The organism is Pseudonocardia ammonioxydans, from assembly GCF_900115005.1.
Taxonomy (GTDB): domain Bacteria; phylum Actinomycetota; class Actinomycetes; order Mycobacteriales; family Pseudonocardiaceae; genus Pseudonocardia; species Pseudonocardia ammonioxydans.
This window is the reverse complement of the sequence record NZ_FOUY01000008.1, coordinates 60414-85988: the sequence shown is the minus strand read 5'-3', so window position 1 is coordinate 85988 and position 25575 is coordinate 60414. Positions and strand designations below refer to the sequence as shown.

Below are 25575 nucleotides of genomic sequence, written 5' to 3'. Positions count from 1 at the left end.
AAGTCGCCACTTGCCTATAAAGGTGGTCGTGGACGCCGGGCCCGAACTGTTCAAGGCGCTCGGCGACGCGACCCGGCGCACCATCCTGGACGAGCTGACCGACCGTGACGGGCAGACGCTGTTCGAGCTCTGCGGCCGGCTGACCATGAAGCACGGCCTGACGTCCTCGCGCCAGGCCGTGTCCCAGCACCTCGCCGTGCTCGAGGAGGCCGGCCTGGTCCGCACCCGCCGGCAGGGCCGGTACAAGTTCCACGACCTCGACACGGGACCGCTGCGCTCGATCGTCGAGCGGTGGCCCATCGACCGAGAGGCTCCTGAACCATGATCCGCATCACCGTCACCAGCGTGTTCGTCGACGACCAGGCCAAGGCGCTCGCCTTCTACACCGACAAGCTCGGCTTCCGGAAGAAGACCGACGTGCCGGCCGGCGGGGCCCGCTGGCTCACCGTGGTCTCCCCCGCCGACCCGGACGGCGTCGAGCTGCTGCTGGAGCCCGACGGTCACCCGGCCGTCGGCCCGTACAAGCAGGCCCTGGTCGGCGACGGCATCCCGGCCACCCAGTTCGCCGTCGACGACGTCCACGCCGAGGTCGAGCGGCTCAAGGGGCTGGGCGTGGAGTTCACCCAGGACGCCACCGACCTGGGGCCGGTGGTCACCGCCGTCCTCGACGACACCTGCGGCAACCTGATCCAGCTCGCCACCATGAAATAGGACGACGAAGCAGCCGGAGCGCCACGAGACAGAAGCACAGCCATGTCGCGTAGCGCGCCGGTGCAGGAGCGGGCGACTGAGCGTCGCCCGGCTCGGCACCGACCTGAAGGCCATCCGGTGCCAGCAGCTCTTCGCCGACGGTACCGGCTCAATCGCTCGGGATGACGCGAACTCGATCGATGACGGTGTCCATCACTTCGGCCAGCGGCGACCTCTCGGCGCTGCCCTAGTTCGCGAGGCCGCGTCGGGACTGGTCGATACACTGCGCGGTGGTCTGGCCGGTCTGTTCTCGGCAGGCCTGGAGCGCTGCCTCAGCCGGCTCGACCGAGGTCACCTCCTGAGGCGCGGGGCCGACGAGAAGTGAGTCCGCGGTCGTGTTGCATCCACGCGATCGCAAGTAGGGTCCCAGCTCGGCGTTGGGCATCATCGAATTCGCCGCGAGGCGATTGCACTCGGCGACCGTCATGGCCGACGGTTTCGGCTTCTTGGTGGTGGTTGTCTTCGGTTTGGTCTGTGGCGCCACCCGGGCGGGGGAAGTAGGTGCGGTCGTTCGTTCATGAGGCGGGGCGGCGGCGGGAGTGGCGACGGCAGCGGGCGGGATCGTCGGGGCTGCGCTCATAACCGTGGTTTCAGCGTCGCCAGCGCTGCCGAGGGAGGCCACGAGGACCCCTGAGACACCCATGACCGCGATGGCGAAGGCGGCAGCCGCCGACCACATTCGCCGGCGAGCCGGTGCAGGCGCGGCGTGTCGCGCACGATTGCGTGAGCTGGAGAAAGTCCACGGCTGGTTCACGGAGGGGCTCCCCACAATAGGCGACCAATCTGACTGGTCTGTCCAGCGCAGCGCAGCCCAGGGCCGTTAGCACCAGGGGGTCGACGTCATCACTGTTGAGGACGAACAGCAGCTGTGATCAACCGAGGCGGACTGCCATAGTCGGAATCACCGCCTGTGTGCGACTCCGACGTCGGGTCTGCTGTTCACCAGCAGCTGGCCCGCTGGTACAGCGATCGGAGATCGTTGATGTGTTGTCGCATCGCGGCCTCCGCGCCGTCGCCGTCGCCTGCGGCGATGTGTTCCGCGATGCGGCGGTGATCGTCGTCGACGCGATCCCACTCGCTGCTGTCGGCGCTGTCGGCGGCGGCTTGGAGGAGGCGAGTACGCAGGACGTCTGCCACTGGCTGGCCCATCATGGTGATCATGAGGTTGCCGGTTGCCATCAGGACGGTGGTGTGAAAATCGAGGTGTCCGGTGAAGCCGGTGGTGTCGCCGGGCTGCCGGTGTGCGCTCGCAGTGGCCCGACCCGGAGCGGGTCGTCGCAGCTCCCGGCACGACGATCGGAGTTCTGCTCGAGGCACCCAAGCCGCAGATGGACGACCTGCTCGAGGCCCGACTCCTCTACGAGGCGCAGTCGAGATCGACGATGCTGTGCAACTTGTCGACGTCCTCCCCACTGGACGGGATCGGTCAGGCTGCCCGACGCCTGTCCAGCTGGTCGAGCGTCCCTTCCATGAGAAGGACCTCTTCTCCCCGGCTACGACTCTGCAAGAACTGACCGACTTCCACGACACGTGCCCCTCTTGTTGCACCCCCCGCCACAGTGCAGGTTCCCGGAACGGGGCATCGATGAACGGGCCGGCGGGTGCCGACCCGGCCGCCGGTCAGCGATCAGGTTGAGCGTGGGCGGCCCGGAACTCACTTGAGCAGGTTGCGCGCCATCACCATGCGCTGGATCTGGTTGGTGCCCTCGTAGATCTGAGTGATCTTCGCGTCGCGCATCATCCGCTCGACGGGGAAGTCGCGGGTGTACCCGGCGCCGCCGAGCAGCTGGACGGCGTCGGTGGTCACGGACATCGCGGTGTCCGAGGCGAAGCACTTGGCGGCCGAGGAGATGAAGCCCAGGTCCGGCTCGTTGCGCTCGGCACGGGAGGCGGCCACGTAGACCAGCTGGCGGGCGGCCTCCACCTTCATCGCCATGTCGGCGAGCATGAACTGCAGGCCCTGGAACTCGGCGATGGCCTTGCCGAACTGCTTGCGCTCCTTGACGTAGGCGGTGGCGACGTCCAGGGCACCCTGGGCGATGCCGACGGCCTGCGCGCCGATGGTCGGGCGGGTGTGGTCGAGGGTACGCAGCGCGGTCTTGAAGCCGGTCCCCTCCGCGCCGACGATCCGGTCGGCCGGGATGCGGCACTCCTCGAAGTAGATCTCACGGGTCGGCGAGCCGTGGATGCCGAGCTTGCGCTCCTTCGGGCCGACCGAGAAGCCCGGGTCGTCCTTGTGGACCACGAACGCGGAGATGCCGTTCGCCTTCTTCTCCGGGTCGGTGACGGCCATGACCGTGTACCAGGTCGACTCGCCGGCGTTGGTGATCCAGCACTTGGTGCCGTTGAGGACCCACTCGTCGCCCTCGCGGCGGGCACGGGTGCGCATCGACGCGGCGTCCGAGCCGGCCTCCCGCTCGGACAGCGCGTAGCTGAACATCGCCTCGCCGGCCGCCACGGACGGCAGGACCTGCTTCTTCAGCTCCTCCGAGGCCGACAGCAGCACCGGGGTCATCCCGAGGCCGTTGACGGCCGGGATCAGCGACGACGAGCCGCAGACCCGGGCGACCTCCTCGATGACGATGCAGCCGGCGAGCTCGTCGGCCCCCTCACCGCCGTAGGCCTCCGGGATGATCACGGCGTGGAACCCGGCCCGGGTCAGCGCCTCCCGGGCCTCGACCGGGAACCGCCCTTCCTCGTCGACCTCCGCGGCGTGCGGCGCGATCTCCTTCTCGGCCAGGTCGCGCACCGCCTCCCGCAGGGCCTGGTGCTCGTCGCTGAGCCGGTAGCTCTCGAAGTCGCTGTTCATACCGGAAATGTTAACGGCACTCCGTGCCACAGAGCAATGTATCTTGCTACCCTCCGTGCCATGACGAGCAGCACTCGCCGCGGGCGTTCGCCCGAGGGACGCGCGGAGGTCCGCAGGGGCCTGGTCGCGGCCGCGGCGCGACTGTTCACCGAACGGGGCTACGACGAGACGACGGTCGACGACATCGCGGCCGCGGCCGGGGTCGGGCGCCGCACGTTCTTCCGCTACTTCCACGGCAAGGAGGACGCGCTCTCCCCCGACCACGAGCGCGGCCTGGCCCGGATCTCGGAGGTCTTCGACGGCGCGCACCCCGACGAGCCGCTGCCGTCGCTGGCACTGCGTGCCGCGGAGACCGTCTTCGACCTCTACACCGACGACCCCGCGGTCGCCCGGCAGCGGTTCGCCCTGACCGGGCGGGTACCGGCGCTGCGTGACCGGGAGGCGGCCTCGGTGCACCACTACCGGCGCCTGTTCACCCGCGAGCTCGCCGCGCGCCTGGCCGGGCAGCCCGACGGCGAGCTGCGGGCCGCGGTCACGGCCGCGGCACTGGTCGCCGCGCACAACCAGGCGCTGCGGCGGTGGCTGGCCGACGGCGCGCCCGACACCGACCTGCCGGATGTCGTCGCACACTTCCGCCGGGTCGCGCCGATGCTGCCGCTGGAGCAGGAGCGCGGCGGGGAACCGGACCTCGAGGACGTCGCCCGCCGGCTCGAGCGGGCCGCCCGGGCCCTGGAGCGCGAGAGTTCCCGGCGCACCGGCTGACGGCTCCACCGGCTGACTGCTCCGGACATGCGTGATCCCCGGGCCGCACCGGGGTGCGCACGCCGAACCGGACAAGGGTTCGGGCCCGGGGATCACGGGTGGACCGTCTGGAACTCGCCGGCACCACTACCGGCTTCCACGACCGTCTCTCCGGGCGGGTTCGCCCCGCCCGGCAGAACGTGGTGCTAGCTGACGGCCACCTCACGTGTCCTGTAGCTCATCTGCTGGACCACCTCCTTTCCCGTGTAGCAACACCGTACGCACGAGATCGGCGGCGACGCCAGGAGAATTCTCAGCCCTCGCCGCGGGCGGTCGCCCGCAGTGCGGCGTCCTTGTCCAGCACCGACCGTTCCAGGTCGGCCTGGAACTCGACCATGGCGGCACGCACGGCCTGGTCCCCGGCGCCGAGGATCCGCACCGCGAGCAGTCCGGCGTTGCGGGCGTTGCCGACCGCGACGGTCGCGACCGGCACCCCGGCCGGCATCTGCACGATCGACAGCAGCGAGTCGAGGCCGTCGAGGTTCTTCAGCGGCACCGGCACGCCGATCACCGGCAGCGGGGTCGCCGCGGCGACCATGCCGGGCAGGTGCGCGGCGCCACCGGCCCCGGCGATGATCGCCTGCAGGCCGCGGTCGGCGGCGGAGGCGGCGTAGTCGAGCATCCGCTGCGGGGTCCGGTGCGCCGAGTAGACGCCGACCTCCCACGGGAGCCCGAACTCGTCGAGCGCGGCGCCGGCGGCGCTCATCACCGGCCAGTCCGAGTCGCTGCCCATGATCACGCCCACCCGCGGGGCGCCGGAGGTGGTGGGACCGGCCATCAGGAGTCCTTTCGGGGGTCGTCCGCGTGCGCCGACCAGCCGTCGGCCCAGGTCGCCGTGGCCAGCCAGGTCGCGGCCAGCTCGGCCCGCTCCCGCACGTCCTGCTCGGTGGAGCCCAGCACGGTCACGTGACCGATCTTGCGTGCCGGTCGGCCGGCCTTGGCGTAGAGGTGCACCTTCGCCTCCGGGAAGCGGGCGAAGCAGTGGTGCAGCCGCTCGTCCATCGACATCGCGGGCTCCTCGGCGGCGCCGAGGACGTTGGCCATGACCGCCACCGGCGCGACCGGGGCGGTGGAACCGAGCGGGTAGTCGAGCACGGCCCGCAGGTGCTGCTCGAACTGCGAGGTGACCGAGCCCTCGATCGTCCAGTGCCCGGAGTTGTGCGGGCGCATCGCGAGCTCGTTGACCACCACCTCGCCGGCGGTCGTCTCGAACAGCTCGACGGTCATCAGCCCGACGACGCCGAGCTCCTCGGCGATCCGCAGCGCGAGCTCCTGCACCCGCCCGGCCGCGTCCGGGGACAGGCCGGGCGCGGGGGCGGTGACCCGCGCGCACTGGCCGTCGACCTGCAGGGTCTCCACCACCGGCCAGGCCGCGGCCTGCCCGAACGGGGACCGGGCGACGCTCGCGGCGAGCTCGCGGGTCATCGGCACCGCGGTCTCGACCATCAGCGGGGTGCCGCGCTCCAGCAGGTCCGCGACGAGCGCGTCGTCCGGCCCGGGCAGGAACCAGACGCCGCGGCCGTCGTAGCCCCCGCGGATCGCCTTGAGCACGACCGGCCAGCCCTCCGCCGCGCCGAAGGCGCTCACGTCCGACGGTGCGGACACCGCCGCGAACGCCGGGACCGGCAGCCCCATCCCCGCGAGCCGCCGGCGCATCACCAGCTTGTCCTGGGCGTGCACCAGGGCCTGCGGCGACGGCCGCAGCGGGATCCCCGCCTCGGCCAGCGGGCCGAGCACCTCCTGCGGCACACCCTCGTGGTCGAAGGTGACCGCCGAGCAACCGGTCGCGAGCCTGCGCAGCGCCGCACCGTCGTCCGGGTCGCCGACGACGACGTCCGGGGTCACCTGCGCGGCCGGGTCGGCATCGGAGGCAGCGAGCACCCGCAGCGTCTGCCCGAGCGCGACGGCGGCCTGCGCCGTCATCCGGGCGAGCTGGCCCCCGCCGACCATGCCGACGACCGGCATACCGCTGTTCGACGTCTCAACCCTCTCCACAGGACGGGAAGCCTAATCTGGCACGATCGATCGCGTGACGGTGGTGGAGGCGACGCTCGCGCGAATCCCCCAGCCGTACCGCGACAAGGCCATCCAGCACCGTGAGCTGATCAAGTTCCTGATGGTCGGCGGCACCACGTGGGTGATCGACACCGTGGTGTTCCTGCTGCTGAAGGTCTTCGTCCTCGACACCAAGCCGGTGACCGCCAAGGTGATCGCGGTGCTGGTGGCGACGATGGTCTCCTACGTGCTCAACCGGGAGTGGTCGTTCCGCACCCGCGGCGGGCGCGAGCGCCACCACGAGGCCGCGCTGTTCTTCCTGATCAGCGGGATCGGGGTCGCCGTCTACTCGGCTCCACTGTGGGTCTCCCGGTACGTCTTCGAGCTGCAGGAGCCGTTCGTCTCGCTGGTCACCCAGGAGTTCTCGGACTTCGTCGCCGGGCAGATCGTGGGGACGCTGGCCGGGATGGCGTTCCGTTGGTGGGCGTTCCGCCGCTTCGTCTGGCCCGACCAGTTCGTGCGCCGGCAGCCACCACCCGCGTAGGAGATCACCGCCCGGCCTCCTCCGGAGGTCGTAGGCGCAACTGCCGTCGCGCGCTCGATGTGCCGGCACCCGGTGACCGGCCACGCTCGGTGCATGACGTTCTCCCGACCGCGGCGGCTGTTCGCCGTCGCCCTCTGCGCCGCCGTGGCCCTCACCGTGGCCGGGTGCGCCGCAGGCCCGGCCGCGCCACCTCCCCAGCCACCGCCACCGGCCGCGACCGCGCCGCTCACCCCGGCCGACGTCACCACCTGGCTGGACGGCCTGGTCCCGGCCATGCTGGACCGCACCGGGATCCCGGGGGCGGCGGTCTCCGTCGTCCGGGACGGGCAGGTGATCGCCGCCCGTGGCTACGGCGTCGCGACCGCCGGTGACCCCGCGACGGGCGAGCCGGCCCGGCCGGTCGACGCGGCGGACACGCTGTTCCGGACCGGGTCGGTGTCCAAGGTCGCGACCGCGGTCGCGGTGCTGCAGCAGGTCGAGCAGGGCCGCATCGACCTCGACGCCGACGTCCGGGGTTACCTGGACTTCCCGCTGCCGCTGCGGTTCGACCCGCCGGTCACGATGCGGCACCTGCTCAGCCACACCGCCGGGTTCGAGGAGCGGATCCGCGGGGTGCTGGGCACCGGCGACCCGGCTCCGCTGCGGGAGACCCTGGCGACCGACCCGCCCGAGCAGGTGTTCGCGCCGGGCACCACACCCGCCTACTCCAACTACGGCTACGGGCTGGCCGGCTACGTCGTCGAGCGGGTCACCGGGGAGCCGTTCGAGCGGTACGTGCAGCGTGCGGTGCTGGACCGGGCCGGGATGACGTCGTCGACGTTCGCCCAGCCGCTGCCGGAACCGCTGGCGGGCCGGATGGCGGACGGGTTCGCCACCGCCGGCGGCCCGGCCCAGCCGTTCGAGGTCGTGCAGCCCGCCCCGGCGGGTTCGCTGTCCGCGCCGGCCACCGACCTGGCCCGCCTCGCCTCCGCGCTGCTCGGGACCGGGCCCCGGCTGCTCGCACCGGAGACCGTGGCGCTGATGCGCGCCCCCGCGCTGGGGCCGGACAGCCTCGGTGAGCTGGCGGCCGGGCCCCGGATGGGGCTGGGGCTGTTCGAGGAGGACCGCAACGGCCACGAGATCCGCGGGCACGGCGGGGACACCCGCTCCTTCCACTCCCACCTGCAGCTCGTGCCGGACCAGCGGCTCGGGGTGTTCGTGACCGCCAACGGCAGCGGCGCAGGGACCCAGGACTTCCTGCAGCTGACCCGCTCGGTGGTGCACGGCGTCGTGGACCGCTACGTCCCGGGCACGCCGCAGCCCGTGCCCGCCGCCGCCCCGGAGGCCGCCGACCCGGACGCCGCCGACCCGGATGCCGCTACGCCGGACGCCACTGCCCCGGACGCCGTCGACCCGGACCCGGCCGGGCGGGCCGCCGCCGTCGCCGGCCGTTACGAGAGCGCCCGCGCGCCGTTCTCCACGTTCCTGGAGGTGGTCAACCTGGTCGGGCAGGTCACGGTGACCGACCGGCCGGACGGCACGCTGGCGGTCTCCCCGGGCGTGGGCGGGGTCGCACCCACGGAGTTCTACCGGGAGTCCCGTCCCGGGGTGTGGCAGCAGATCGGCGGCACCGGCCGGATCACCACCCGGACCGACGGCGGGACCGTCACCGCGCTCGGCACCGACCCCGCGTCGACCCTGCTCCGGGTGTCACCGGCCCGGGACTCGGCGGTCGTGCTGCCGGTGCTCGCCGCGGCGGTGGTGCTGCTGCTCGCCGGGCTGCTGGCCGTGCCGGTCGATGCGCTGGCCCGGCGCCGGTACGCCGCGGCCGCCCCGGTGTCGCCGGGGCCGCTCGACCGCACCGCGCAGTGGCTGACCCGGACCGCGGCGGCGTGCGCGCTGGTCGCGCTCGCCGGATGGTCCGCGGTGATCGGCGCGATCCTCGGGCTCACCGACGTCCCCGCGGCCGCGCTGCACACGCTGCAGGCGCTGCAGTGGTTCTCGGTCGGCGGGCTGCTCGCGGCGGTGGTCGCGCTCGTGACCGGGGTCCGTGGCGGGATCGGCCGTTCCCGCATCGCGGGACGGGTGCTGATGCTGCTGGGGCTGGCCGGCACCACCTGGGTCGCGGTCGCGTTCGGGCTGCTGTCGCTCGACGTCAGCTACTGACCCGCCGCTACTGACCCGCCGCTACTGACCCGCCGCCTCCACCCCGGCCCTACGATCATCCCGTCCCGATCGGAGAGCGATGCCCGCGTACCCGCCCCCCGCCGACCTGGCGCTCCCGGACCGGCCCGACCGCGCCTCGGCGTGGCTCGACCGCCGGATGACCGCCGTGGGCCTGACCGGCCCGCTCGGGCGCGACATCGCCCTCGCCGTCGTCGTCGCGCTGCTGACGGTGGGGCTGATGGTGCTGCTGGTGTCGGTCCCGGCGCAGCCCCGGTTCGCCGACCTGCTCCCGCCGACCGGCGCCCTGACCGCGGCGATGTTCGCACTGGTGGTGCTCCAGTCGCTGCTGCTCGGCCTGCGCCGGACCACGCCGCGGGTGTGCCTGGTGCTGGTCGCCGCGCTGCAGGCGGTCCTGGCGCTGCTGCTGCCGCTGGAGGCGGTGCTGCGCGGCCCCGCGACGGCCGTCGCGGCCTACACCTGCGCGACCCTGCTGCCGGGGCGGCGGACCGTGCAGGTGGTGGCGTCCGCGGCGCTGATCGAGACGGCGGGCCTGCTCGTCGCGGCGACCCGGTCCGGGTCCACGGCCGTGGAGACGACCGGGCAGATCGTCTCCGGGGTCGCGGTGCTCGTCGCGGCCGCGTTCGTCGGGGCCGGCGTCGCGACCCGGCGGCGCTACGTCGAGCTGATCCGGGTGCGGGCCGCCGAGGTGATCGCCGCCCAGCGCGACCGCGCCGCGGCCGCGCTCGGGCGCGAACGCACCCGGATGGCCCGTGAGCTGCACGACATCGCCGCGCACCACCTGTCCGGGATGGTCGTGCAGGCCGGCGTGGTCGAGCAGCTCGTGGACCGGGACCCGGAGCGGGCCCGGTCCACCGCGGCGGCGCTGCGCCGGCAGGGCCGCCGGACGCTGCGCGACCTGCGGATGGTCGTCGGGACGCTGCGCGACCCCGGTGACGAGTCCCGCGCGTCCAGCGGGTCCCACAGCTCCCACGGCTCCCGCCCGGACGACGACCTTCCCGTCCCCGGGCTGGCGGAGCTGGACCGGCTGGTCACCGAGGTCCGCGGGCTGGGCACCCCGGTCGAGCTGGTACGCCACGGGCCCGTGGTGACACCGGCGCCGATCGCCGACGTCACCTGCTACCGGGTCGTGCAGGAGGCGCTCGCCAACGCCCGCGACCACGCGCCGGGTGCCCCGGTGCGGGTCACCCTGACCGGCACGCCCGGCCGGGTCGTGGTCGAGATCGCGAACCCGGCGGCCGAGGCCCCGGTCCCGGCCGGGGTCACCGCGCGCGGCTACGGACTGATCGGGATGCGGGAGCGGGCCCAGCTGGTGGGTGCGGAGTTCGCGGCCGGGCCGACGGCGGACGGCGGCTGGCTGGTGCGGCTCGCCGTGCCCGTCGAACCGGACACGACCGGGACGGAGGACGTGGCGTGATCAGGGTGGTGCTGGCCGACGACCAGTCGGTCGTGCGGGCCGGGTTCCGGGTGTTCCTGGAGCTGGCCGGGGACATCGAGGTCGTCGGCGAGGCGGTGGACGGGCCGGGGGCGGTGCGGCTGGCCCGCGAGCTGGCCCCCGACGTGGTGTGCATGGACGTCCGGATGCCCGGCGGCAACGGGCTGGCCGCCACCCGCGAGATCGTCGCCGGGCCGGGTCCGGCCCCGGCGATCCTGGTGGTGACCACGTTCGACCTGGACGAGTACGTGTTCGGGGCGCTGGAGGCCGGCGCCGGCGGTTTCGTGCTCAAGGACACCGAGCCCGACGACCTCGTGCACGCCGTCCGCCGGCTGGCCGCGGGGCACGGCCTGGTCGACCACGCGGTGACCCGGCGGGTGATCGCCGAGTTCGCCCGCCGCGCCCCGGCGCCGGACGAGCCGGCCCCCGACCCGGACACCCCGCTCACCCCGCGGGAGACCGAGATCGTGCAGCTGCTCGCCCGCGGCCTGTCCAACGCCGAGATCGCCGCCGAGCTGGTCGTCGAGACCAGCACGGTCAAGTCCCACCTCGGGCGGGCGATGGCCAAGATCGGCGCCCGGGACCGGGTGCAGACGGTCGTGTGGGCCTACCGCAGCGGGGTCGCCGCGGCGCGGTGACCGGGCGGGCCGGACCTGCCGTGGACCTACCGGGGGCCGGCCCGGTCGGCCGCCGGGGTGCTGGCGGCGACGTCGTCGGTCCGCGCGGCCGGCAGGTACATCCGGAACACCGGCGGCCGGGCCCGGAACAGCTCCAGCCGGCCGCCGTCGGCCTCGATCAGCGTGCGGGCCAGAGCCAGGCCCAGCCCGGTGGACGACTGCGCGGAGACCCCGCGGTCGAACACGTGCGGCACCAGCTCCTCCGGGACGCCCGGGCCGGCGTCGGACACCTCGACCTGCAACGCGTTCTCCCCGGTGCGGGCGGTGATCGTCACGGTGCCCTCGCCGTGCTGCAGGGCGTTGTCGACCAGCGCCCCGACCGCCTCCCGCAGCCGGGCGCCGGTCACCCGGGCCAGCATGCCGTCGGGCACCCGCAGCCGCAGCGACCGGCCGGCCGCGGTCAGCGGTTCCCGCCACTCCGCCGCCGCCTCCTCGACCGCCTCGGCCAGGTCCACCGGTTCGGCGCCGACCGCGCGGGCGGCGCGGGCGGACTCCAGCAGGTCGTCGAGGACACCGGTGAGCCGCTCGGTCTGCTCGAGCGCGGCGAGCGCCTCCCGGCGGGCGTCCGGGTCCGGGTGGGTGGACAGCTCGTCGAGCCGCAGCTGCAGTGCGGTGATCCGGCTGCGCAGCTGGTGCGAGACGTCACCGACCAGCGAACGCTCGCGCTGCAGGAGCTGGGACAGCGCGGTCGCCGACGAGTCGAGCACCTCCGAGACCCGGTCCAGCTCGGCGATGTCGTAGCGGGCCGGTGAGCGGCGGAAGTCGCCGGCGCCGAGCCGGGCGGCCCGCGCGGCGAGGTCGCGCAGCGGGTCGGACAGCCGGCGCGCGGTGTAGATCGCCACGCCGGTCCCGACCGTCACCGAGAACCCCACCAGCAGCACGACGACGCCGACGACCTGGGTCTGCTGCGACCGCATCTCCGCCGTCGGCTGGGACAGCGTGATCGTCCCGCCGGGCCCGAACGGCAGCGACTCCGAGACCGGGTCGGCGACGTCGGTCTGGCCGTACTCCCGGACCGGCTCCCCCGGCGACACGATCGTCAGTCGGCTGTTGGGCGGGATCGCCGCCTGCACGAACGCGGTGGACGGGCCCTGCGGCCCGGCCTCCTCCAGGTTCTCGGTGAGCTGCTCGAGCCGCTGGGTCAGCTCGGCGCGGGTGAAGTCCTCGACGAGCTGCCAGGTCGCCAGCGCGAGCGGGCCGCCGAGGAACAACGCGGTCACCGCGACGGTGAGCAGCGTGGAGACCAGGATCCGGCGGCGCATGGGGTGATGGTGCCCTGCCCGGGCGGCGCCGGAGCGGTCGGCGTGCTGTCAGTCGGCGTTGTAGCGGAACCCGACGCCGCGCACGGTGGCGATCCGCTTCTCGCCGCCGATCTTGCGGCGCAGCCAGGACATGTGCATGTCCAGCGTCTTCGACGACTTCATATCCGCGTCGCCCCACACCGCGTGCAGGATCTCCTCGCGGGTCACGACCTGCCCGGCGTGCAGCATCAGCACCCGCAGCAGCTCGAACTCCTTGTTCGCCAGGGTGACCTCCTCGCCGTCGAGCAGGACCCGGCGGCCGGAGAGCTCCATACGCAGCCCACCGACCTCGACCACGTCCTGGGTCCGCCGCCGCAGCAGCGCCCGGACCCGGGCGAGCAGCTCGGCCAGCCGGAACGGCTTGGACACGTAGTCGTCGGCGCCGGCGTCCAGGCCGACGACGAAGTCGACCTCGTCGGTGCGCGCGGTCAGCATCAGCACCGGCAGGTCGGCCTGGGTGGCCCGGACCCGCCGGCACACCTCGAGACCGTCCATCCCGGGCAGGCCCAGGTCGAGGACCAGCAGGTCGGCGTGGTCGCGGGTGACCCGCTCGAGGGCACCGACGCCGTCGGTGACGACCTCGACCTCGTAGCCCTCCCGCTGCAGCGCACGGGACAGCGGCTCGGCGATCGCCGCGTCGTCCTCGGCCAGCACCACGATGGTCATCGGTGTCGAGCATAGGCCGCCGGGTGCCCGCACCGGTGCGGGCAGGTCGCTGGCATGCTCGCCGGACGTGAGCCCCGACCCGACCGTGCACCCCGAGACCCCGGCACCGGCCGACCCGCGCGATCTCGATCTCGCGCTGCGGCTGGCAGACCTCGCCGACGCGATCACGCTGCCCCGGTTCCGCGCCGCCGACCTGCGCGTGACCAGCAAGCCCGACCGCACCCCGGTGACCGACGCCGACACCGCCGCCGAGGACGCGATCCGCGCCGCGCTCGGCCACGAGCGCCCGGACGACGCGATCCTCGGCGAGGAACGCGGCGAGTCGGGCTCGTCGCGCCGCGGCTGGGTGATCGACCCGATCGACGGCACCAAGAACTTCTCCCGCGGCCTCCCGGCCTGGGCGACGCTGGTCGCGCTGGTCGTCGACGGCGTCCCGGTGGTCGGCGTGGTGAGCGCCCCGGCCCTGCACCGCCGCTGGTGGGGGTCCGCCGGGGCGGGCGCGTGGGCGCGGGACCTGCCCGCGGGCACGCCCCGGCGGATCGCGGTGTCCGGCGTGGCCGACGTCGCCGACGCCTACGTCTCCACCACCAACACCGACACGTTCCGCAGCGAGCCCGGCCCGGTCACCCGCGACGGGTGGCTCGCCCTGACCGAGGGCTGCTGGGAGTCGCGGGCCTTCGGCGACTTCTGGCAGCACGTGCTGGTCGCCGAGGGGGTGCTCGACGTGGCCGTGGAGCCCGCGGCGAACGCCTGGGACCTGGCCGCGCCGGCCGCCGTCGTCGCCGAGGCGGGCGGGCGGCTGACCGACCTGGCCGGGAACCCGTCCTACTCCGGCGGGCACGGGCTGACCAGCAACGGCCTGCTGCACGCGCGGGTGCTGGAGGTGCTCGGTGCCTGAGCTGTACTTCGAGGATCTCGCCCCGGGCACGGTGTTCGACCTCGGCACGACCGTGGTCGACCGCGACGAGATGATCGCCTTCGCCCGGCGGTTCGACCCGCAGCCGTTCCACCTCGACCCGGACGCCGGGGCGGCGTCGGTGTTCGGCGACCTGGCCGCGTCCGGCTGGTTCACCGCGGGCCTGTGGATGCGGGCCTACGTCGACAACCTGCTCAGCCGCTCCGCCGGGCTCGGTTCCCCGGGCGGGGACGAGATCTCCTGGCCCGCACCGGTGTTCGCCGGGGACGAGCTGCGCGCGGCGATGGAGGTGCTCGAGGCGCGGGTGTCCCGCAGCCGTCCGGAGCTAGGGCTGATCACGCTGCGCGGGACGATGACCCGGGTCGCCGACGAGGTGCTGGTCTACCGGTCGCGCTTCGTCGGGATGTACGGGCTGCGCCGGCCCGCACCGGCACCGTGAACCGCGGCGCTACTCCGGGGTGAGCGCGGTGACCACCCGCGACGGCGACGGCCGGCCCAGGTGCCCGGCCATCCACACGCTCGTGTCGACCAGCGCGGCCAGGTCGACACCGTGCGCGATGCCGAGACCGTCGAGCATCCACACCAGGTCCTCGGTGGCGAGGTTCCCGGTCGCGGACCCGGCGTAGGGGCAGCCGCCGAGGCCACCGGCGCTGGCGTCGACCGTCGTCACGCCGTGCCGGAGCGCGGCGAGGGTGTTGGCCAGCGCCTGGCCGTAGGTGTCGTGGAAGTGCACGGCGACCCGGTCCACGCCGACGCCGCGCGCCGCGCAGGCGTCGAGCACCGCACCGACGTGCGCGGGGGTGGCGACGCCGATGGTGTCGCCCAGCGAGAGCTGGTCGCAGCCCATCTCCATCAGCCGGGCACCGACCCCGGCCGCCTGGTCGGGGTCGACACCGCCCTCCCACGGGTCGCCGAACACCATCGACACGTAGGCCCGGACCCGCAGCCCCTCCCGCACCGCGCGGGTCACGGTGGGCTCGAACATCGCGAACTGCTCGTCCAGGGTGCGGTTGAGGTTGCGCTTCGCGAACGTCTCGGTGGCCGAGGCGAACACCGCGACGTGGTCACAGCCGGCCGAGAGCGCCCGGTCGAGGCCGCGCTCGTTCGGGGTGAGGACCGGGTAGTCGAGCCCCTCGCGGCGGGTGAGCACCTGCAGCAGCTCGGCGGCGTCGGCGAGCTGGGGCACCCACTTCGGGTGCACGAGGCTGGTCGCCTCCAGCGTGCGCAGCCCGGCGTCGGCCAGCCGGTCCAGGAACTCGGCCTTGACCGCGACCGGCACCACGTTCTGCTCGTTCTGCAGGCCGTCGCGCGGGCCGACCTCGTAGATCTCGACGCGCTCCGGCAGCTCCGGGTCACGCACGGTCATCGGCAGGCTGGTCATGACGCGGTCCTCTCCGGCACGGCACGCTCCGGTGACGGGTCCGCCGTGCCTCGTCCCTGCGGGTCCTGCTGGTCCCGGCGGCCCATCCTCTCCCGGCTCATCCTCTCCCTCACCACGGCATCGGCGTGCCCCCGTGCGGATGTGCGCTGCGTCTCCTGCGCGGCGGCGCGGCGGGCGGTGTCGGCCCGGCCGATCTCGCGGTGCAGCCGGGCCTGCACGCGTTCCACCCGGGGGACGTCGTCGAACCGCAGCCGTTCCCCGGCGACGTCGAGCAGCAGCGAGCCGTAGCCGGCCAGCCGGCCGGCCGGGCCCATCCGGACGCGGACGGCGTCGATGCGCTCGACCGGGACGTCCAGCCCGTCACGGGTGACGACACCCTCCCGCACGAGCAGCCGCAGGTTCGTGACGACCAGGTGCGAGCACCGCCAGCGGGCGATCGGCACCACCGTCCAGCGGGTCACCGCGAGCGCGGCCAGCGCACCGAGCAGGGCCCACGCGTACGGGGCCCACGGCTGCAGCCGCACGACGGCCCCGGCGAACCCGGCCAGCGCGCTCACCAGCAGCAGGGCGGCGGCGGGCCGCAGGCACAGCCGCCAGTGCGGGTGCCCGTGCAGCACGACGCGCTCGTCGTCGTCGAGCGCGTCGTCCGGGAACGCCATGCCCCCCACGGTAGGGCGGGGGCACGCCCGGGCGGTCGCGACGCGCGGGCGGAACGCGCAGGTCAGCGCTACGGGTGATCGGCCGCGCGCAGGTGCACGATGTCACCGGCCGCCACCGCGACGCGCTCGCCGCCGTCCGGGTGGACCAGCAGCCGGCCCTGCGGGTCGACGTCCTCGGCCATCCCGATCAGCTGGTCGCCGCCGGGCTTCTCCACCCGGACCCGGGCGCCCAGGGAGGCGCATCGGGAGCGGTAGTCGCGGCGCAGCCCGCACGCGTCGGCGTCGCCCCCGGCGTCGCGCCAGTCGGCCTCGCGCCGGTACAGGTGACCGAGCAGCGCGACCGCCACCTCGGCACGGGAGGCGGTCAGCCCGTGCGCGGCCAGCGAGGTCGCGCCCCACGGCAGCTCCTGCGCGGGCGTCGACACGTTGAGCCCGATGCCCAGCACGACGCCCGGCCCGCCCCCGGAGACGGCCGTCATCTCGGCGAGGATCCCGGCCGCCTTGCTCAGCGACGGGCCGACGAGCAGGTCGTTCGGCCACTTCAGCGCGGCCGTGACGTCCGGGGCGACCTCGGTGATCGCATCGGCCAGCGCCACCCCGGCGAGCATCGGCAGCCAGCCCAGCCGGTCGGCCGGGACGCCGTCCGGGCGCCACAGCACCGACACCGTGAGCGCCGCCCCGGGCCGGGAGGTCCAGGTGCGGTCCAGCCGTCCCCGCCCGCGGACCTGCTCCTCGGCTATCAGCACCGAGCGGTCCGGCGCCCCGCGGCCCGCCTGGGCGAGCAGGTCGGCGTTGGTCGATCCGGTGGACCCGACCACCTCGAGCGCGGTCCAGCCGCCCGCCGGACGGAGTACCGCCGTGCGCAGCGCGTACGCGTCCAGTGGGCCGTCGGAGGGCTCGGATGGGGTCCCGGTCGTCATCACCGCGCACCGTAACGGCACCCGGACCGAGCGCGGCCCGCGGACCGGACGCGGATCGGTAACGACTGCCCCCGGTCGGGTGAGCTGCGGCGGACATCACGCCGATCGACGTGCGGTCACCGGGTTAGAGTCCGGCCCCATGAGCGCCGCAACGGAGCCGATGGCGACCCCGGACGACCAGGGAGCCGAGCCTGACGTCCACACCACCGCGGGCAAGCTCGCCGACCTGTACCAGCGGTTCGACGACGCGATCCACGCCGGATCCGCGACCGCGGTCGAGCGACAGCACGCGAAGGGCAGGCAGACCGCCCGCGAGCGGATCGACCAGCTGCTCGACCCGGGCTCGTTCGTCGAGCTCGATGCGCTGACCCGGCACCGGTCGACGAACTTCGGCATGCAGGAGAAGCGCCCCTTCGGCGACGGCGTCGTGACCGGCACCGGCACGATCGACGGCCGCCCGGTCGCAGTGTTCTCCCAGGACGCCACCGTGTTCGGCGGGGCGCTGGGCGAGGTCTACGGCGAGAAGATCGTCAAGGTCATGGACGTGGCCGCGAAGATCGGCTGCCCGATGATCGGCATCAACGACGGCGGTGGCGCCCGCATCCAGGAGGGCGTGGTCGCCCTCGGTCTCTACGGCGAGATCTTCCTGCGCAACGTGCAGAGCTCCGGTGTGGTCCCGCAGATCTCGCTGATCATGGGCCCGTGTGCCGGTGGTGCCGTGTACTCGCCCGCGATCACCGACTTCACCGTGATGGTCGACGAGACCAGCCACATGTTCATCACCGGCCCGGACGTGATCAAGACCGTCACCGGTGAGGACGTCGACATGGAGGAGCTCGGCGGCGGCCGGGCACACAACTCCAAGTCCGGCGTCGCGCACTACCTGGCCGGTGACGAGTCCGACGCGCTGGACTACGTCAAGCAGCTGCTGAGCTTCCTGCCGTCGAACAACCTGTCCGAGGCGCCGTCGTACCCCGCGCCGGAGCCGGTCGCGGGCTCGATCACCGACGGCATCACCGACACCGACCTCGAGCTCGACACGATCATCCCGGACTCGGCGAACATGCCGTACGACATCCGCGAGGTGATCAACCGGGTGGTCGACGACGAGGACTTCCTCGAGGTCCAGGAGCTCTGGGCGCCCAACATCGTCACCGGCTACGCCCGGGTCGAGGGCCGCAGCGTCGGCATCGTGGCGAACCAGCCGACCCAGTTCGCCGGCTGCCTGGACATCGACGCCTCGGAGAAGGCGGCGCGGTTCGTCCGGACCTGCGACGCGTTCAACATCCCGGTGCTGACCTTCGTCGACGTCCCGGGCTTCCTGCCGGGCACCGACCAGGAGTGGAACGGCATCATCCGCCGCGGCGCGAAGCTGATCTACGCCTACGCCGAGGCGACCGTCCCGAAGGTCACCGTGATCACCCGCAAGGCCTACGGCGGCGCGTACGACGTGATGGGCTCCAAGCACCTCGGCGCGGACGTCAACATCGCCTGGCCGACCGCGCAGATCGCCGTCACCGGCGCGCAGGGCGCGGTGTCGATCCTCTACCGCAAGGAGCTCAAGGGCCTGGAGGGCGACGAGCTCGCCGCCAAGCGCGCCGAGCTGCAGCAGGACTACGAGGACACCCTCTGCAACCCCTACATCGCCGCCGACCGGGGCTACATCGACGCGGTCGTGCCGCCGTCGCACACCCGCGGCTACGTCGGCCGGGCGCTGCGGATGCTGTCCACCAAGCGGGAGCAGGGCCCGACCCGCAAGCACGGGAACATCCCGCTGTGAGCGACACCGACACCGCGCACCCCGAGCAGACCCCGGAAGAGCGCCGCGCGCTGTTCCGCGTCGTGCGCGGTACCCCGGCCGACGACGAGCTCGCCGCACTCACCGCCGTCGTCGCCGCGGCGGCGAGCGCGGGCGGCCCGCCTGCGCCGGACCCCGCCCCGGACCTGTGGTCGCACCCCGCGGCCCAGCTCCGCGCGCCGCTGATGGCGGGCCCCGGCGCCTGGCGCGCCTCCGGCCTGCCGCGCTGACCCGCCCAGCGCTGACCCGTCCGGTCCCGCGTCTCCGCGGTAGCTCACCGCACCCGGAGCCGCGGGACCGCCCAGCACCGCCGCGCGCCGACGCCCCGATGCCCCGGAACCGCACAAGTTCACGGCACACCGCACAAGCCCAGCCCCGTGCGGCGCCACCCCAACCTGTGCGGCGACACTCAACCCGTGCGGCGGCACCCGAGCCGGTGCGGCGCCACCGCCCTGCACCGGCCGCGCGAACCCCACGCCCCGCAACCGCACTAGTTCGCAGCACGCCGCACAAGCCCAGTCCCGTGCGGCGGCACCCCAACCTGTGCGGCTGCACTCAACCCGTGCGGCGGCCCCCGAATCCGTGCGACGCCACCGTCCCCGGGGCCGGCTGCGCGGACCTCACCCGCAACCGCACAGGTTCGCGACCCGCCGCACGAGCCCAGTCCCGTGCGGCGGCACCCGAACCTGTGCGGCGCCACTCAATCCGTGCGGCGGCACCGAGCCGTGCGGCGCCACCGAGCCGTGTGGCGACACCCGAGCCGGTGCGGCGCCACCGTCCTGGGCCGGCTGCGCCAACCTCGCCCCGGGACCGCACAAGTTCGCGGCACGCCGCACAAACCCAGTCCCGTGCGGCGGCACCCGAACCTGTGCGGCGCCACTCAACCCGTGCGGCGGCACCGAGCCGTGCGGCGCCACCATCCTGGGCCAGCCGCGTCAACCTCGCCCCGGAACCGCACAGGTTCGCGGCACACCGCACAAGCCCAGTCCTGTGCGGCGGCACCCCAACCTGTGCGGCGGCGCCCGGACGGGGCCGGGCGGGTGCGCGGCGCCGACCGGTGCGGGCGCGGCCGGTAGCGTCCGGGCCGTGCGCCTGGTTCTCGCCTCCGCCTCCCCCGCCCGGCTCGGCGTGCTGCGCGCGGCCGGGATCGATCCGCTCGTCGAGGTCTCCGACGTCGACGAGGACGCCCTGCTCGCCGCGCACCCGGACGCCGACCCGGCGCGCACGGTGACGCTGCTGGCCGCCGCGAAGGCCGCGGCCGTCGCGGAGCGGATCGCCGGGGAGCACCCGGACGCCGTGGTGATCGGCTGCGACTCGATGCTGCTCGTCGACGGCGACCTGGTCGGCAAGCCGCACGACCCCGAGACCGCGCGGCACCGGTGGAAGGCGATGGCGGGCCGGACGGGCGAGCTGCTGACCGGGCACGCGGTGCTCCGGCTGGAGGGCACGGCCGTCACCCGGCGGGCCGAGCGCCACGCCGGCACCGCGGTGCGGTTCGCGGAGCCGTCCGACGCCGAGCTCGACGCCTACCTCGGCACCGGCGAGCCGCTGAACGTCGCCGGCGCGTTCACCCTCGACGGGTTCGGCGGGTGGTTCGTCGAGGGCATCGACGGCGACCCGTCCAACGTGATCGGCATCAGCCTGCCGCTGGTCCGGCGGCTGCTCGGTGAGGTCGGCGTGGGTGTCGTCGACCTGTGGCGGAAGGAGTCCTGAGATGACCGACGAATCGCGTCCCCCGTTCCCGCCGTTCGACGAGGCGAGCGCCACGAAGAAGGTGCTGGCCGCCGAGGCGGCGTGGAACACCCGCGATCCGGAGAAGGTGTCGCTGGCCTACACACCCGACACCGTCTGGCGCAACCGCGACACCTGGCTCACCGGCCGGGCGGAGGTCGTCGCGTTCCTGACCGCGAAGTGGGAGCGCGAGCTCGACTACGCGCTGCGCAAGTCGCTGTGGGCCTACCAGGGGAACCGGATCGCCGTCCGGTTCCAGTACGAGTGCCGCGATGCGAGCGGGCAGTGGTGGCGCAGCTACGGCAACGAGAACTGGGAGTTCGACGCGAACGGCCTGATGCGACGGCGCGAGGCCAGCATCGACGACGTGCGGATCGCCCCCGGGGAGCGGCGGATCCACGGCCCGCGCGGCGAGGGAGACGACACCGACATCCCGATCTGAGCACCGGGCGGCACCCGGGACTACCCTCGCGCGCATGGCTGTCGCGAACGACCCCGACCCCAAGCTCGCCGAGTACGCCCACCCGGAGCGCCTGGTCACCACCGAGTGGCTCGCCGACCGGCTCAAGGCCGGGACCTCCGACGACGGCGACCTGGTCGTCGTCGAGTCCGACGAGGACGTCCTGCTCTACGAGACCGGGCACATCCCGGGCGCGGTCAAGGTCGACTGGCACACCGAGCTCAACGACCCGATCACCCGTGACTACGTCGACGGCCGGCGCTTCGCCGAGATCATGTCCGAGCGCGGCATCGGCCGGGACACCACGATCGTCGTGTACGGCGACAAGAACAACTGGTGGGCCGCCTACGCGCTGTGGGTGTTCCAGCTGTTCGGCCACCCCGACGTGCGGCTGCTCGACGGCGGCCGGAACAAGTGGATCGCCGAGGGCCGCGAGACCACCACCGAGGCCCCCTCCCCCGCCACGGCGGACTACCCGGTCGTCGAGCGGGACGACTCCCGGATCCGCGCGTTCAAGGACGACGTGCTCGCCCACCTGGGCAAGCCGATGGTCGACGTCCGGTCCCCGCAGGAGTACTCGGGCGAGAAGCTGCACATGCCGGACTACCCGCAGGAGGGTGCGGTCCGCGGCGGGCACATCCCGGGCGCCGCGAGCGTCCCGTGGGCCCGTGCCGCCGCCGAGGACGGCAGCTTCAAGACCCGCGCCGAGCTGGAGGCGATCTACCAACAGGAGCAGGGCCTGCAGCCCTCCGACGACGTCGTCGCCTACTGCCGGATCGGTGAGCGCTCCAGCCACACCTGGTTCGTGCTGACCTACCTGCTCGGCTTCGACCGGGTCCGCAACTACGACGGCAGCTGGACCGAGTGGGGCAACGCCGTCCGCGTGCCGATCGTGCAGGGCGAGGAGCGCGGTTCGGCATGAGCGGGAGCACCGATCCGGGGACCCTGCCGCCCCAGCTCGCCGAGCTCGTCGACGACTTCGCCGCGGTCGGTCCGAAGGACCGGCTGCAGCTGCTGCTGGAGCTCTCCCAGGAGCTTCCCGACCTGCCCGAACGCTTCGCCGACGCGGCGTCGACGATGGAGCAGGTGCCCGAGTGCCAGACCCCGCTGTTCATCGCCGTCGAGGTGGCGGACGGTGAAGCCGGTGAGGGCGGCTCGGACCCGGCCGCCCGGCCGGTGCACCTGTACTTCTCGGCCCCGCGGGAGGCGCCGACCACCCGCGGGTTCGCGTCGATCATGCACACGGGCCTGGACGGGCAGCCGGCCGCCACGGTGCTCGACGTGCCGGACGACTTCTACACCGACCTCGGCCTGGCCGAGGCCGTGAGCCCGCTGCGGCTGCGCGGTATCGCCGCGATGCTCGCCCGGATCAAGAACCAGGTGCGGGCCGCGATCACCTGACACCGGCAACCTCAAGTCTCGGTGAAATCCGGCCACCCCCGGCGTGACCGGGCGCACACTGCTTCCGACGACCTGCGTCCGTCGAGGCAGCGTCGTGGCACCGCAGGGGGTGGTCGGGTTGGGCACGAACCTCACCGGAGAGACCTGGGGGATCCCGGGGACGACGTTCCTGCTGCTCTACCTGCTCCTCGCCGTGGCCGCGACCGCGTTCGCGGGCTGGCACCGCTCCCGGATCGCGGCCGGTGACCCGGGCGGCGGGCGGGTCCTCGAGGGCCGGCCCGAGGACGTCGCCCATCTCAACGGCGGGTCCGTCCTGGCCGTCTACGCGGCGCTGTCCGCGATGCACGTCGACGGCACCGTCGTCACCTCGGACCGGACCACCGGGCAGGTCCGCGCCGGCGGCCCGCTCACCCGCTCGGCCACCGGCCTGCAGCGGGCCATCCACCGCTCCGCCCACCGGCTCACGCCCGGGCGGACGCTGCGCACGCACGTGGCGGTGCGCACCGAGCTGCACCGGATCCGGCAGCGGCTCGAGTCCGCCGGGCTGGTCCTCGACGCCGCCGACCGGGACCGCTACCGCGTCGCCGCCGTCCTGCCCGGCCTGGTCGCCGTGCTCGGCCTGGTGCGGGCCACCGCCGGCACCGCGGACGGCCGCCCGGTCGGGTCCGTTCTCGTCCTGTCCCTGGTCATGGCGACGGTCACGGCCGTGTTCGTGCTGCGGGTGCCGCGGCGCACCCGGGCCGGGGACGCCGCACTGCGCCGGATCCAGGAGGAACGCGAGGACCTGTCGCCCGCCGCCCGTCCGAGCTGGACGCGGCTCGGCCCGGCGGCGGCCGCGCTCAGCGTCGGCGCGTTCGGGCTCCCCGCACTGCTCGCGGCCGAGCCGGTGTTCGCCGAGGAGCTCGCGGCGCAGAGGGTCGCCGCGCTCGGTGGCGGCGCCGCGGGTCGCTGACCCGAGCGGGCCCGTCCGCCGCGGCTCCACCTGTGGGGGGTGTGGAGCTGCGACGGACGGGCCCCGCGAGGCCCGGGCGGGCGACGTGTCCCGTCTCACCGCGAACTACTCCCCAGCAGGCCGGGCACCCACGAACGGGTGTGACGAGGCGATTGCCACATTCCCCACCGGTAACCAACGGCGCTGTGACTCCTACACTCCGCTCAGACCCAGCGCCGGAGCACCGGGCCGGCGCTCGCGACCGGAGGAGTTCGACCGTGCCCGCACTGCGCAAAGTGCTCGTCGCCAACCGGGGAGAGATCGCCGTCCGGGTGATCCGAGCGGCCAAGGACGCGGGCCTCGCCAGTGTCGCCGTCTACGCCGACCCGGACCGCGACGCCATGTTCGTCCGGCTCGCCGACGAGGCGTTCGCCCTGGGCGGGTCCACCGCGGCGGACTCGTACCTCGACATCGACAAGGTCATCGGCGCCGCGAAGCAGGCCGGCGCCGACGCGATCCACCCCGGCTACGGCTTCCTGTCGGAGAACGCCGACTTCGCCCAGGCCGTGATCGACGCCGGTATCACCTGGATCGGCCCGTCGCCGCAGTCGATCCGCGACCTCGGCGACAAGGTCACCGCCCGGCACATCGCCACCCGGGCCGGGGCACCGCTGGTGCCCGGCACGAAGGACCCGGTCGCCAACGCCGACGAGGTCCTCGCCTTCGCCGACGAGCACGGCCTGCCCGTGGCGATCAAGGCCGCGTTCGGTGGTGGCGGCCGCGGCATGAAGGTCGCCCGCGAGCGGTCCGAGGTCGCCGAGCTCTACGAGTCCGCCGTCCGCGAGGCCACCGCCGCGTTCGGCCGCGGCGAGTGCTTCGTCGAGCGCTACCTGGACCGGCCGCGCCACGTCGAGACCCAGGTGCTGGCCGACCAGCACGGCAACGTGGTCGTCGTCGGGACCCGGGACTGCTCGCTGCAGCGCCGCTTCCAGAAGCTCGTCGAGGAGGCCCCCGCGCCGTTCCTCTCCGAGGAGCAGGAGAAGACGCTCTACGACGCGTCCAAGGCCATCTGCAAGGAGGCCGGCTACTACGGCGCCGGCACCGTCGAGTTCCTGGTCGGCGAGGACGGGATGATCACCTTCCTCGAGGTGAACACCCGGCTGCAGGTCGAGCACCCGGTCTCCGAGGAGACCACCGGCATCGACCTGGTCCGGCAGATGTTCCGCATCGCCGAGGGCAAGGAGCTGGAGTTCACCGAGGACCCGGCGCCGCGCGGGCACGCGATCGAGTTCCGGATCAACGGCGAGGACGCCGGCCGCAACTTCCTCCCGGCCCCGGGCACCGTCGAGAAGATCTGGTACCCGTCGGGCCCGGGCGTCCGGATGGACGCCGGCGTCGAGGACGGCTCGGTCATCGGCGGGCAGTTCGACTCGCTGCTGGCGAAGCTGATCGTCCGCGGTGCCGACCGCACCCAGGCCCTCGAGCGCTCCCGCCGGGCGCTGGAGGAGTTCCGGGTCGAGGGCATGGCCACCGTGCTCGACTTCCACCGGCTCGTCGTGTCCGACCCGGCGTTCGCCGCCGCGTCGGGCGAGGACTTCGCGGTGCACACCCGGTGGATCGAGACCGAGTGGGACAACACCGTCGCGCCGTTCGAGGGCGGTGCCGGGGCCGAGGACGAGTCCGGCGAGCGGCAGACCGTGGTCGTCGAGGTCGGCGGACGCCGCCTCGAGGTCTCGCTGCCCGGCGACCTCGCCCTGGGCGGGGGCTCGGGCGGCGGCGGGCAGGCCAAGGCCGCGCCGCGCAAGCGCACCGGCAAGGGCGGCGGCGCCAAGGTGTCCGGCGACGCCGTCACCGCGCCGATGCAGGGCACGATCATCAAGGTCGCGGTGTCCGACGGTGACACCGTCTCGGCCGGCGACCTGATCGTCGTCCTGGAGGCGATGAAGATGGAGAACCCGGTCACCGCGACCAAGGACGGCACCGTCACCGGGCTGTCCGCGGAGCAGGGCGCCTCGATCTCCCAGGGCACGGTCATCTGCGAGATCAAGGAGTAAGTGGCCTGTGAGTGGAAATCACGGCCTGAACCGTGATTTCCACTCACGGGCGGCGCAGCCGCGCTAGTCTCGACCCCACAACTGAACAGAGCCGACCCGTGTGTCCGATCCACGGGGCCCGGAACACCGCCACGCGGAGTACCGCGCCGCGGATCCTGCTCACCACGCAGGCCAGGCCGCGCC

General features: G+C 73.8%; 26 protein-coding genes. 17 read left to right on the top strand and 9 right to left on the bottom strand.

What is annotated here, in order from left to right; translation table 11 throughout:
- Positions 1 to 28 precede the first annotated feature (28 nt).
- Both BM093_RS10145 and BM093_RS10140 read left to right on the top strand, forming a co-directional pair.
- Complete coding sequence (locus tag BM093_RS10145; protein ID WP_093340906.1) at positions 29 to 325, top strand: ArsR/SmtB family transcription factor; 297 nt, start codon at positions 29 to 31, stop codon at positions 323 to 325.
- Complete coding sequence (locus tag BM093_RS10140; RefSeq protein ID WP_093340715.1) at positions 322 to 711, top strand: VOC family protein; 390 nt, start codon at positions 322 to 324, stop codon at positions 709 to 711. The genes BM093_RS10145 and BM093_RS10140 overlap by 4 nt, the downstream gene beginning before the upstream one ends.
- Before the next feature lie 978 nt (positions 712 to 1689).
- Here BM093_RS10140 and BM093_RS37885 read toward each other — a convergent pair.
- Together BM093_RS37885 and BM093_RS10125 are read right to left on the bottom strand one after the other, a co-directional pair.
- On the bottom strand, positions 1690 to 2067 hold the full coding sequence (locus BM093_RS37885) for a FadR/GntR family transcriptional regulator (protein WP_281248701.1): 378 nt from the start codon (positions 2065 to 2067) through the stop codon (positions 1690 to 1692).
- Positions 2068 to 2404: 337 nt separating this feature from the next.
- Positions 2405 to 3559, bottom strand: a complete 1155-nt coding sequence (locus BM093_RS10125; RefSeq protein WP_093340709.1) for an acyl-CoA dehydrogenase — start codon at positions 3557 to 3559, stop codon at positions 2405 to 2407.
- A gap of 60 nt (positions 3560 to 3619) precedes the next feature.
- On the opposite strand from BM093_RS10125, the gene BM093_RS10120 reads away from it, so the two are divergent.
- On the top strand, positions 3620 to 4321 hold the full coding sequence (locus BM093_RS10120) for a TetR family transcriptional regulator (protein ID WP_093340707.1): 702 nt from the start codon (positions 3620 to 3622) through the stop codon (positions 4319 to 4321).
- Positions 4322 to 4613: 292 nt separating this feature from the next.
- Here the strand turns inward: BM093_RS10120 and purE are convergent, their stop codons facing one another.
- Entirely contained in the window at positions 4614 to 5138 is a 525-nt protein-coding gene (gene purE / locus BM093_RS10115; protein WP_093340705.1) for a 5-(carboxyamino)imidazole ribonucleotide mutase, read from the bottom strand.
- Complete coding sequence (locus BM093_RS10110; RefSeq protein WP_281248700.1) at positions 5138 to 6355, bottom strand: 5-(carboxyamino)imidazole ribonucleotide synthase; 1218 nt, start codon at positions 6353 to 6355, stop codon at positions 5138 to 5140. Before BM093_RS10110 ends, purE begins: the two co-directional genes overlap by 1 nt.
- 34 nt (positions 6356 to 6389) lie before the next feature.
- Between BM093_RS10110 and BM093_RS10105 the strand changes: the two genes are divergently transcribed.
- From BM093_RS10105 to BM093_RS10090, 4 genes are all read left to right on the top strand, one after another.
- Positions 6390 to 6899 carry a GtrA family protein gene (locus BM093_RS10105; RefSeq protein ID WP_093340701.1) on the top strand — a complete coding sequence of 170 codons (510 nt, stop codon included), beginning with the start codon at positions 6390 to 6392 and terminating at the stop codon, positions 6897 to 6899.
- 93 nt (positions 6900 to 6992) lie between these two features.
- Positions 6993 to 9044, top strand: coding sequence for a serine hydrolase domain-containing protein (locus BM093_RS10100; RefSeq protein WP_177238373.1), 2052 nt, complete (start codon positions 6993 to 6995; stop codon positions 9042 to 9044).
- 79 nt (positions 9045 to 9123) lie between these two features.
- Positions 9124 to 10479: a sensor histidine kinase gene (locus BM093_RS10095; RefSeq protein WP_093340697.1), complete on the top strand. Its 1356-nt coding sequence runs from the start codon at positions 9124 to 9126 to the stop codon at positions 10477 to 10479.
- Positions 10476 to 11135, top strand: coding sequence for a response regulator transcription factor (locus BM093_RS10090; RefSeq protein WP_093340695.1), 660 nt, complete (start codon positions 10476 to 10478; stop codon positions 11133 to 11135). The genes BM093_RS10095 and BM093_RS10090 overlap by 4 nt, the downstream gene beginning before the upstream one ends.
- Before the next feature lie 26 nt (positions 11136 to 11161).
- Here BM093_RS10090 and BM093_RS10085 read toward each other — a convergent pair whose 3' ends face one another.
- Entirely contained in the window at positions 11162 to 12436 is a 1275-nt protein-coding gene (locus BM093_RS10085) for a sensor histidine kinase (RefSeq protein WP_093340693.1), read from the bottom strand.
- 48 nt (positions 12437 to 12484) lie between these two features.
- The gene (locus tag BM093_RS10080; RefSeq protein ID WP_093340691.1) at positions 12485 to 13141 is read right to left on the bottom strand and encodes a response regulator transcription factor; all 657 of its coding nucleotides are present in this window, start codon (positions 13139 to 13141) and stop codon (positions 12485 to 12487) included.
- A gap of 67 nt (positions 13142 to 13208) precedes the next feature.
- Between BM093_RS10080 and BM093_RS10075 the strand changes: the two genes are divergently transcribed.
- The gene (locus BM093_RS10075; protein WP_245773434.1) at positions 13209 to 14039 is read left to right on the top strand and encodes an inositol monophosphatase family protein; all 831 of its coding nucleotides are present in this window, start codon (positions 13209 to 13211) and stop codon (positions 14037 to 14039) included.
- Complete coding sequence (locus BM093_RS10070; RefSeq protein ID WP_093340687.1) at positions 14032 to 14496, top strand: MaoC family dehydratase; 465 nt, start codon at positions 14032 to 14034, stop codon at positions 14494 to 14496. Before BM093_RS10075 ends, BM093_RS10070 begins: the two co-directional genes overlap by 8 nt.
- Before the next feature lie 9 nt (positions 14497 to 14505).
- On the opposite strand, the gene BM093_RS10065 is transcribed toward BM093_RS10070, so the two are convergent.
- The 3 genes from BM093_RS10065 to BM093_RS10055 all read right to left on the bottom strand — a co-directional run bounded on the left by BM093_RS10065 (position 14506) and on the right by BM093_RS10055 (position 17017).
- The gene (locus tag BM093_RS10065) at positions 14506 to 15438 is read right to left on the bottom strand and encodes a hydroxymethylglutaryl-CoA lyase (RefSeq protein WP_093340685.1); all 933 of its coding nucleotides are present in this window, start codon (positions 15436 to 15438) and stop codon (positions 14506 to 14508) included.
- Entirely contained in the window at positions 15435 to 16097 is a 663-nt protein-coding gene (locus BM093_RS10060; protein WP_093340683.1) for a PH domain-containing protein, read from the bottom strand. Before BM093_RS10060 ends, BM093_RS10065 begins: the two co-directional genes overlap by 4 nt.
- Before the next feature lie 68 nt (positions 16098 to 16165).
- A complete protein-coding gene (locus BM093_RS10055; protein ID WP_093340681.1) occupies positions 16166 to 17017 on the bottom strand; it encodes a biotin--[acetyl-CoA-carboxylase] ligase in 852 nt (283 codons plus the stop codon).
- A 139-nt stretch (positions 17018 to 17156) separates the two neighbouring features.
- Here BM093_RS10055 and BM093_RS10050 point away from each other — a divergent pair, with 139 nt between their 5' ends.
- The 8 genes from BM093_RS10050 (at position 17157) to BM093_RS10015 (ending at position 25392) form a co-directional block, all read left to right on the top strand.
- A complete protein-coding gene (locus BM093_RS10050) occupies positions 17157 to 18797 on the top strand; it encodes an acyl-CoA carboxylase subunit beta (protein WP_093340679.1) in 1641 nt (546 codons plus the stop codon).
- The gene (locus BM093_RS10045; protein ID WP_093340677.1) at positions 18794 to 19045 is read left to right on the top strand and encodes an acyl-CoA carboxylase epsilon subunit; all 252 of its coding nucleotides are present in this window, start codon (positions 18794 to 18796) and stop codon (positions 19043 to 19045) included. Before BM093_RS10050 ends, BM093_RS10045 begins: the two co-directional genes overlap by 4 nt.
- Positions 19046 to 19901: 856 nt before the next feature.
- Complete coding sequence (locus BM093_RS10040; RefSeq protein ID WP_093340903.1) at positions 19902 to 20528, top strand: Maf family protein; 627 nt, start codon at positions 19902 to 19904, stop codon at positions 20526 to 20528.
- Position 20529: 1 nt separating this feature from the next.
- On the top strand, positions 20530 to 20988 hold the full coding sequence (locus tag BM093_RS10035; RefSeq protein ID WP_093340675.1) for a nuclear transport factor 2 family protein: 459 nt from the start codon (positions 20530 to 20532) through the stop codon (positions 20986 to 20988).
- A gap of 34 nt (positions 20989 to 21022) precedes the next feature.
- Complete coding sequence (locus tag BM093_RS10030; protein WP_093340673.1) at positions 21023 to 21928, top strand: sulfurtransferase; 906 nt, start codon at positions 21023 to 21025, stop codon at positions 21926 to 21928.
- On the top strand, positions 21925 to 22407 hold the full coding sequence (locus BM093_RS10025) for a SufE family protein (RefSeq protein WP_093340671.1): 483 nt from the start codon (positions 21925 to 21927) through the stop codon (positions 22405 to 22407). The genes BM093_RS10030 and BM093_RS10025 overlap by 4 nt, the downstream gene beginning before the upstream one ends.
- A 94-nt stretch (positions 22408 to 22501) precedes the next feature.
- Positions 22502 to 23359 carry a TIGR04222 domain-containing membrane protein gene (locus BM093_RS10020; protein ID WP_177238372.1) on the top strand — a complete coding sequence of 286 codons (858 nt, stop codon included), beginning with the start codon at positions 22502 to 22504 and terminating at the stop codon, positions 23357 to 23359.
- A 257-nt stretch (positions 23360 to 23616) separates the two neighbouring features.
- Positions 23617 to 25392, top strand: coding sequence for an acetyl/propionyl/methylcrotonyl-CoA carboxylase subunit alpha (locus BM093_RS10015; RefSeq protein WP_093340667.1), 1776 nt, complete (start codon positions 23617 to 23619; stop codon positions 25390 to 25392).
- Positions 25393 to 25575 lie beyond the last annotated feature (183 nt).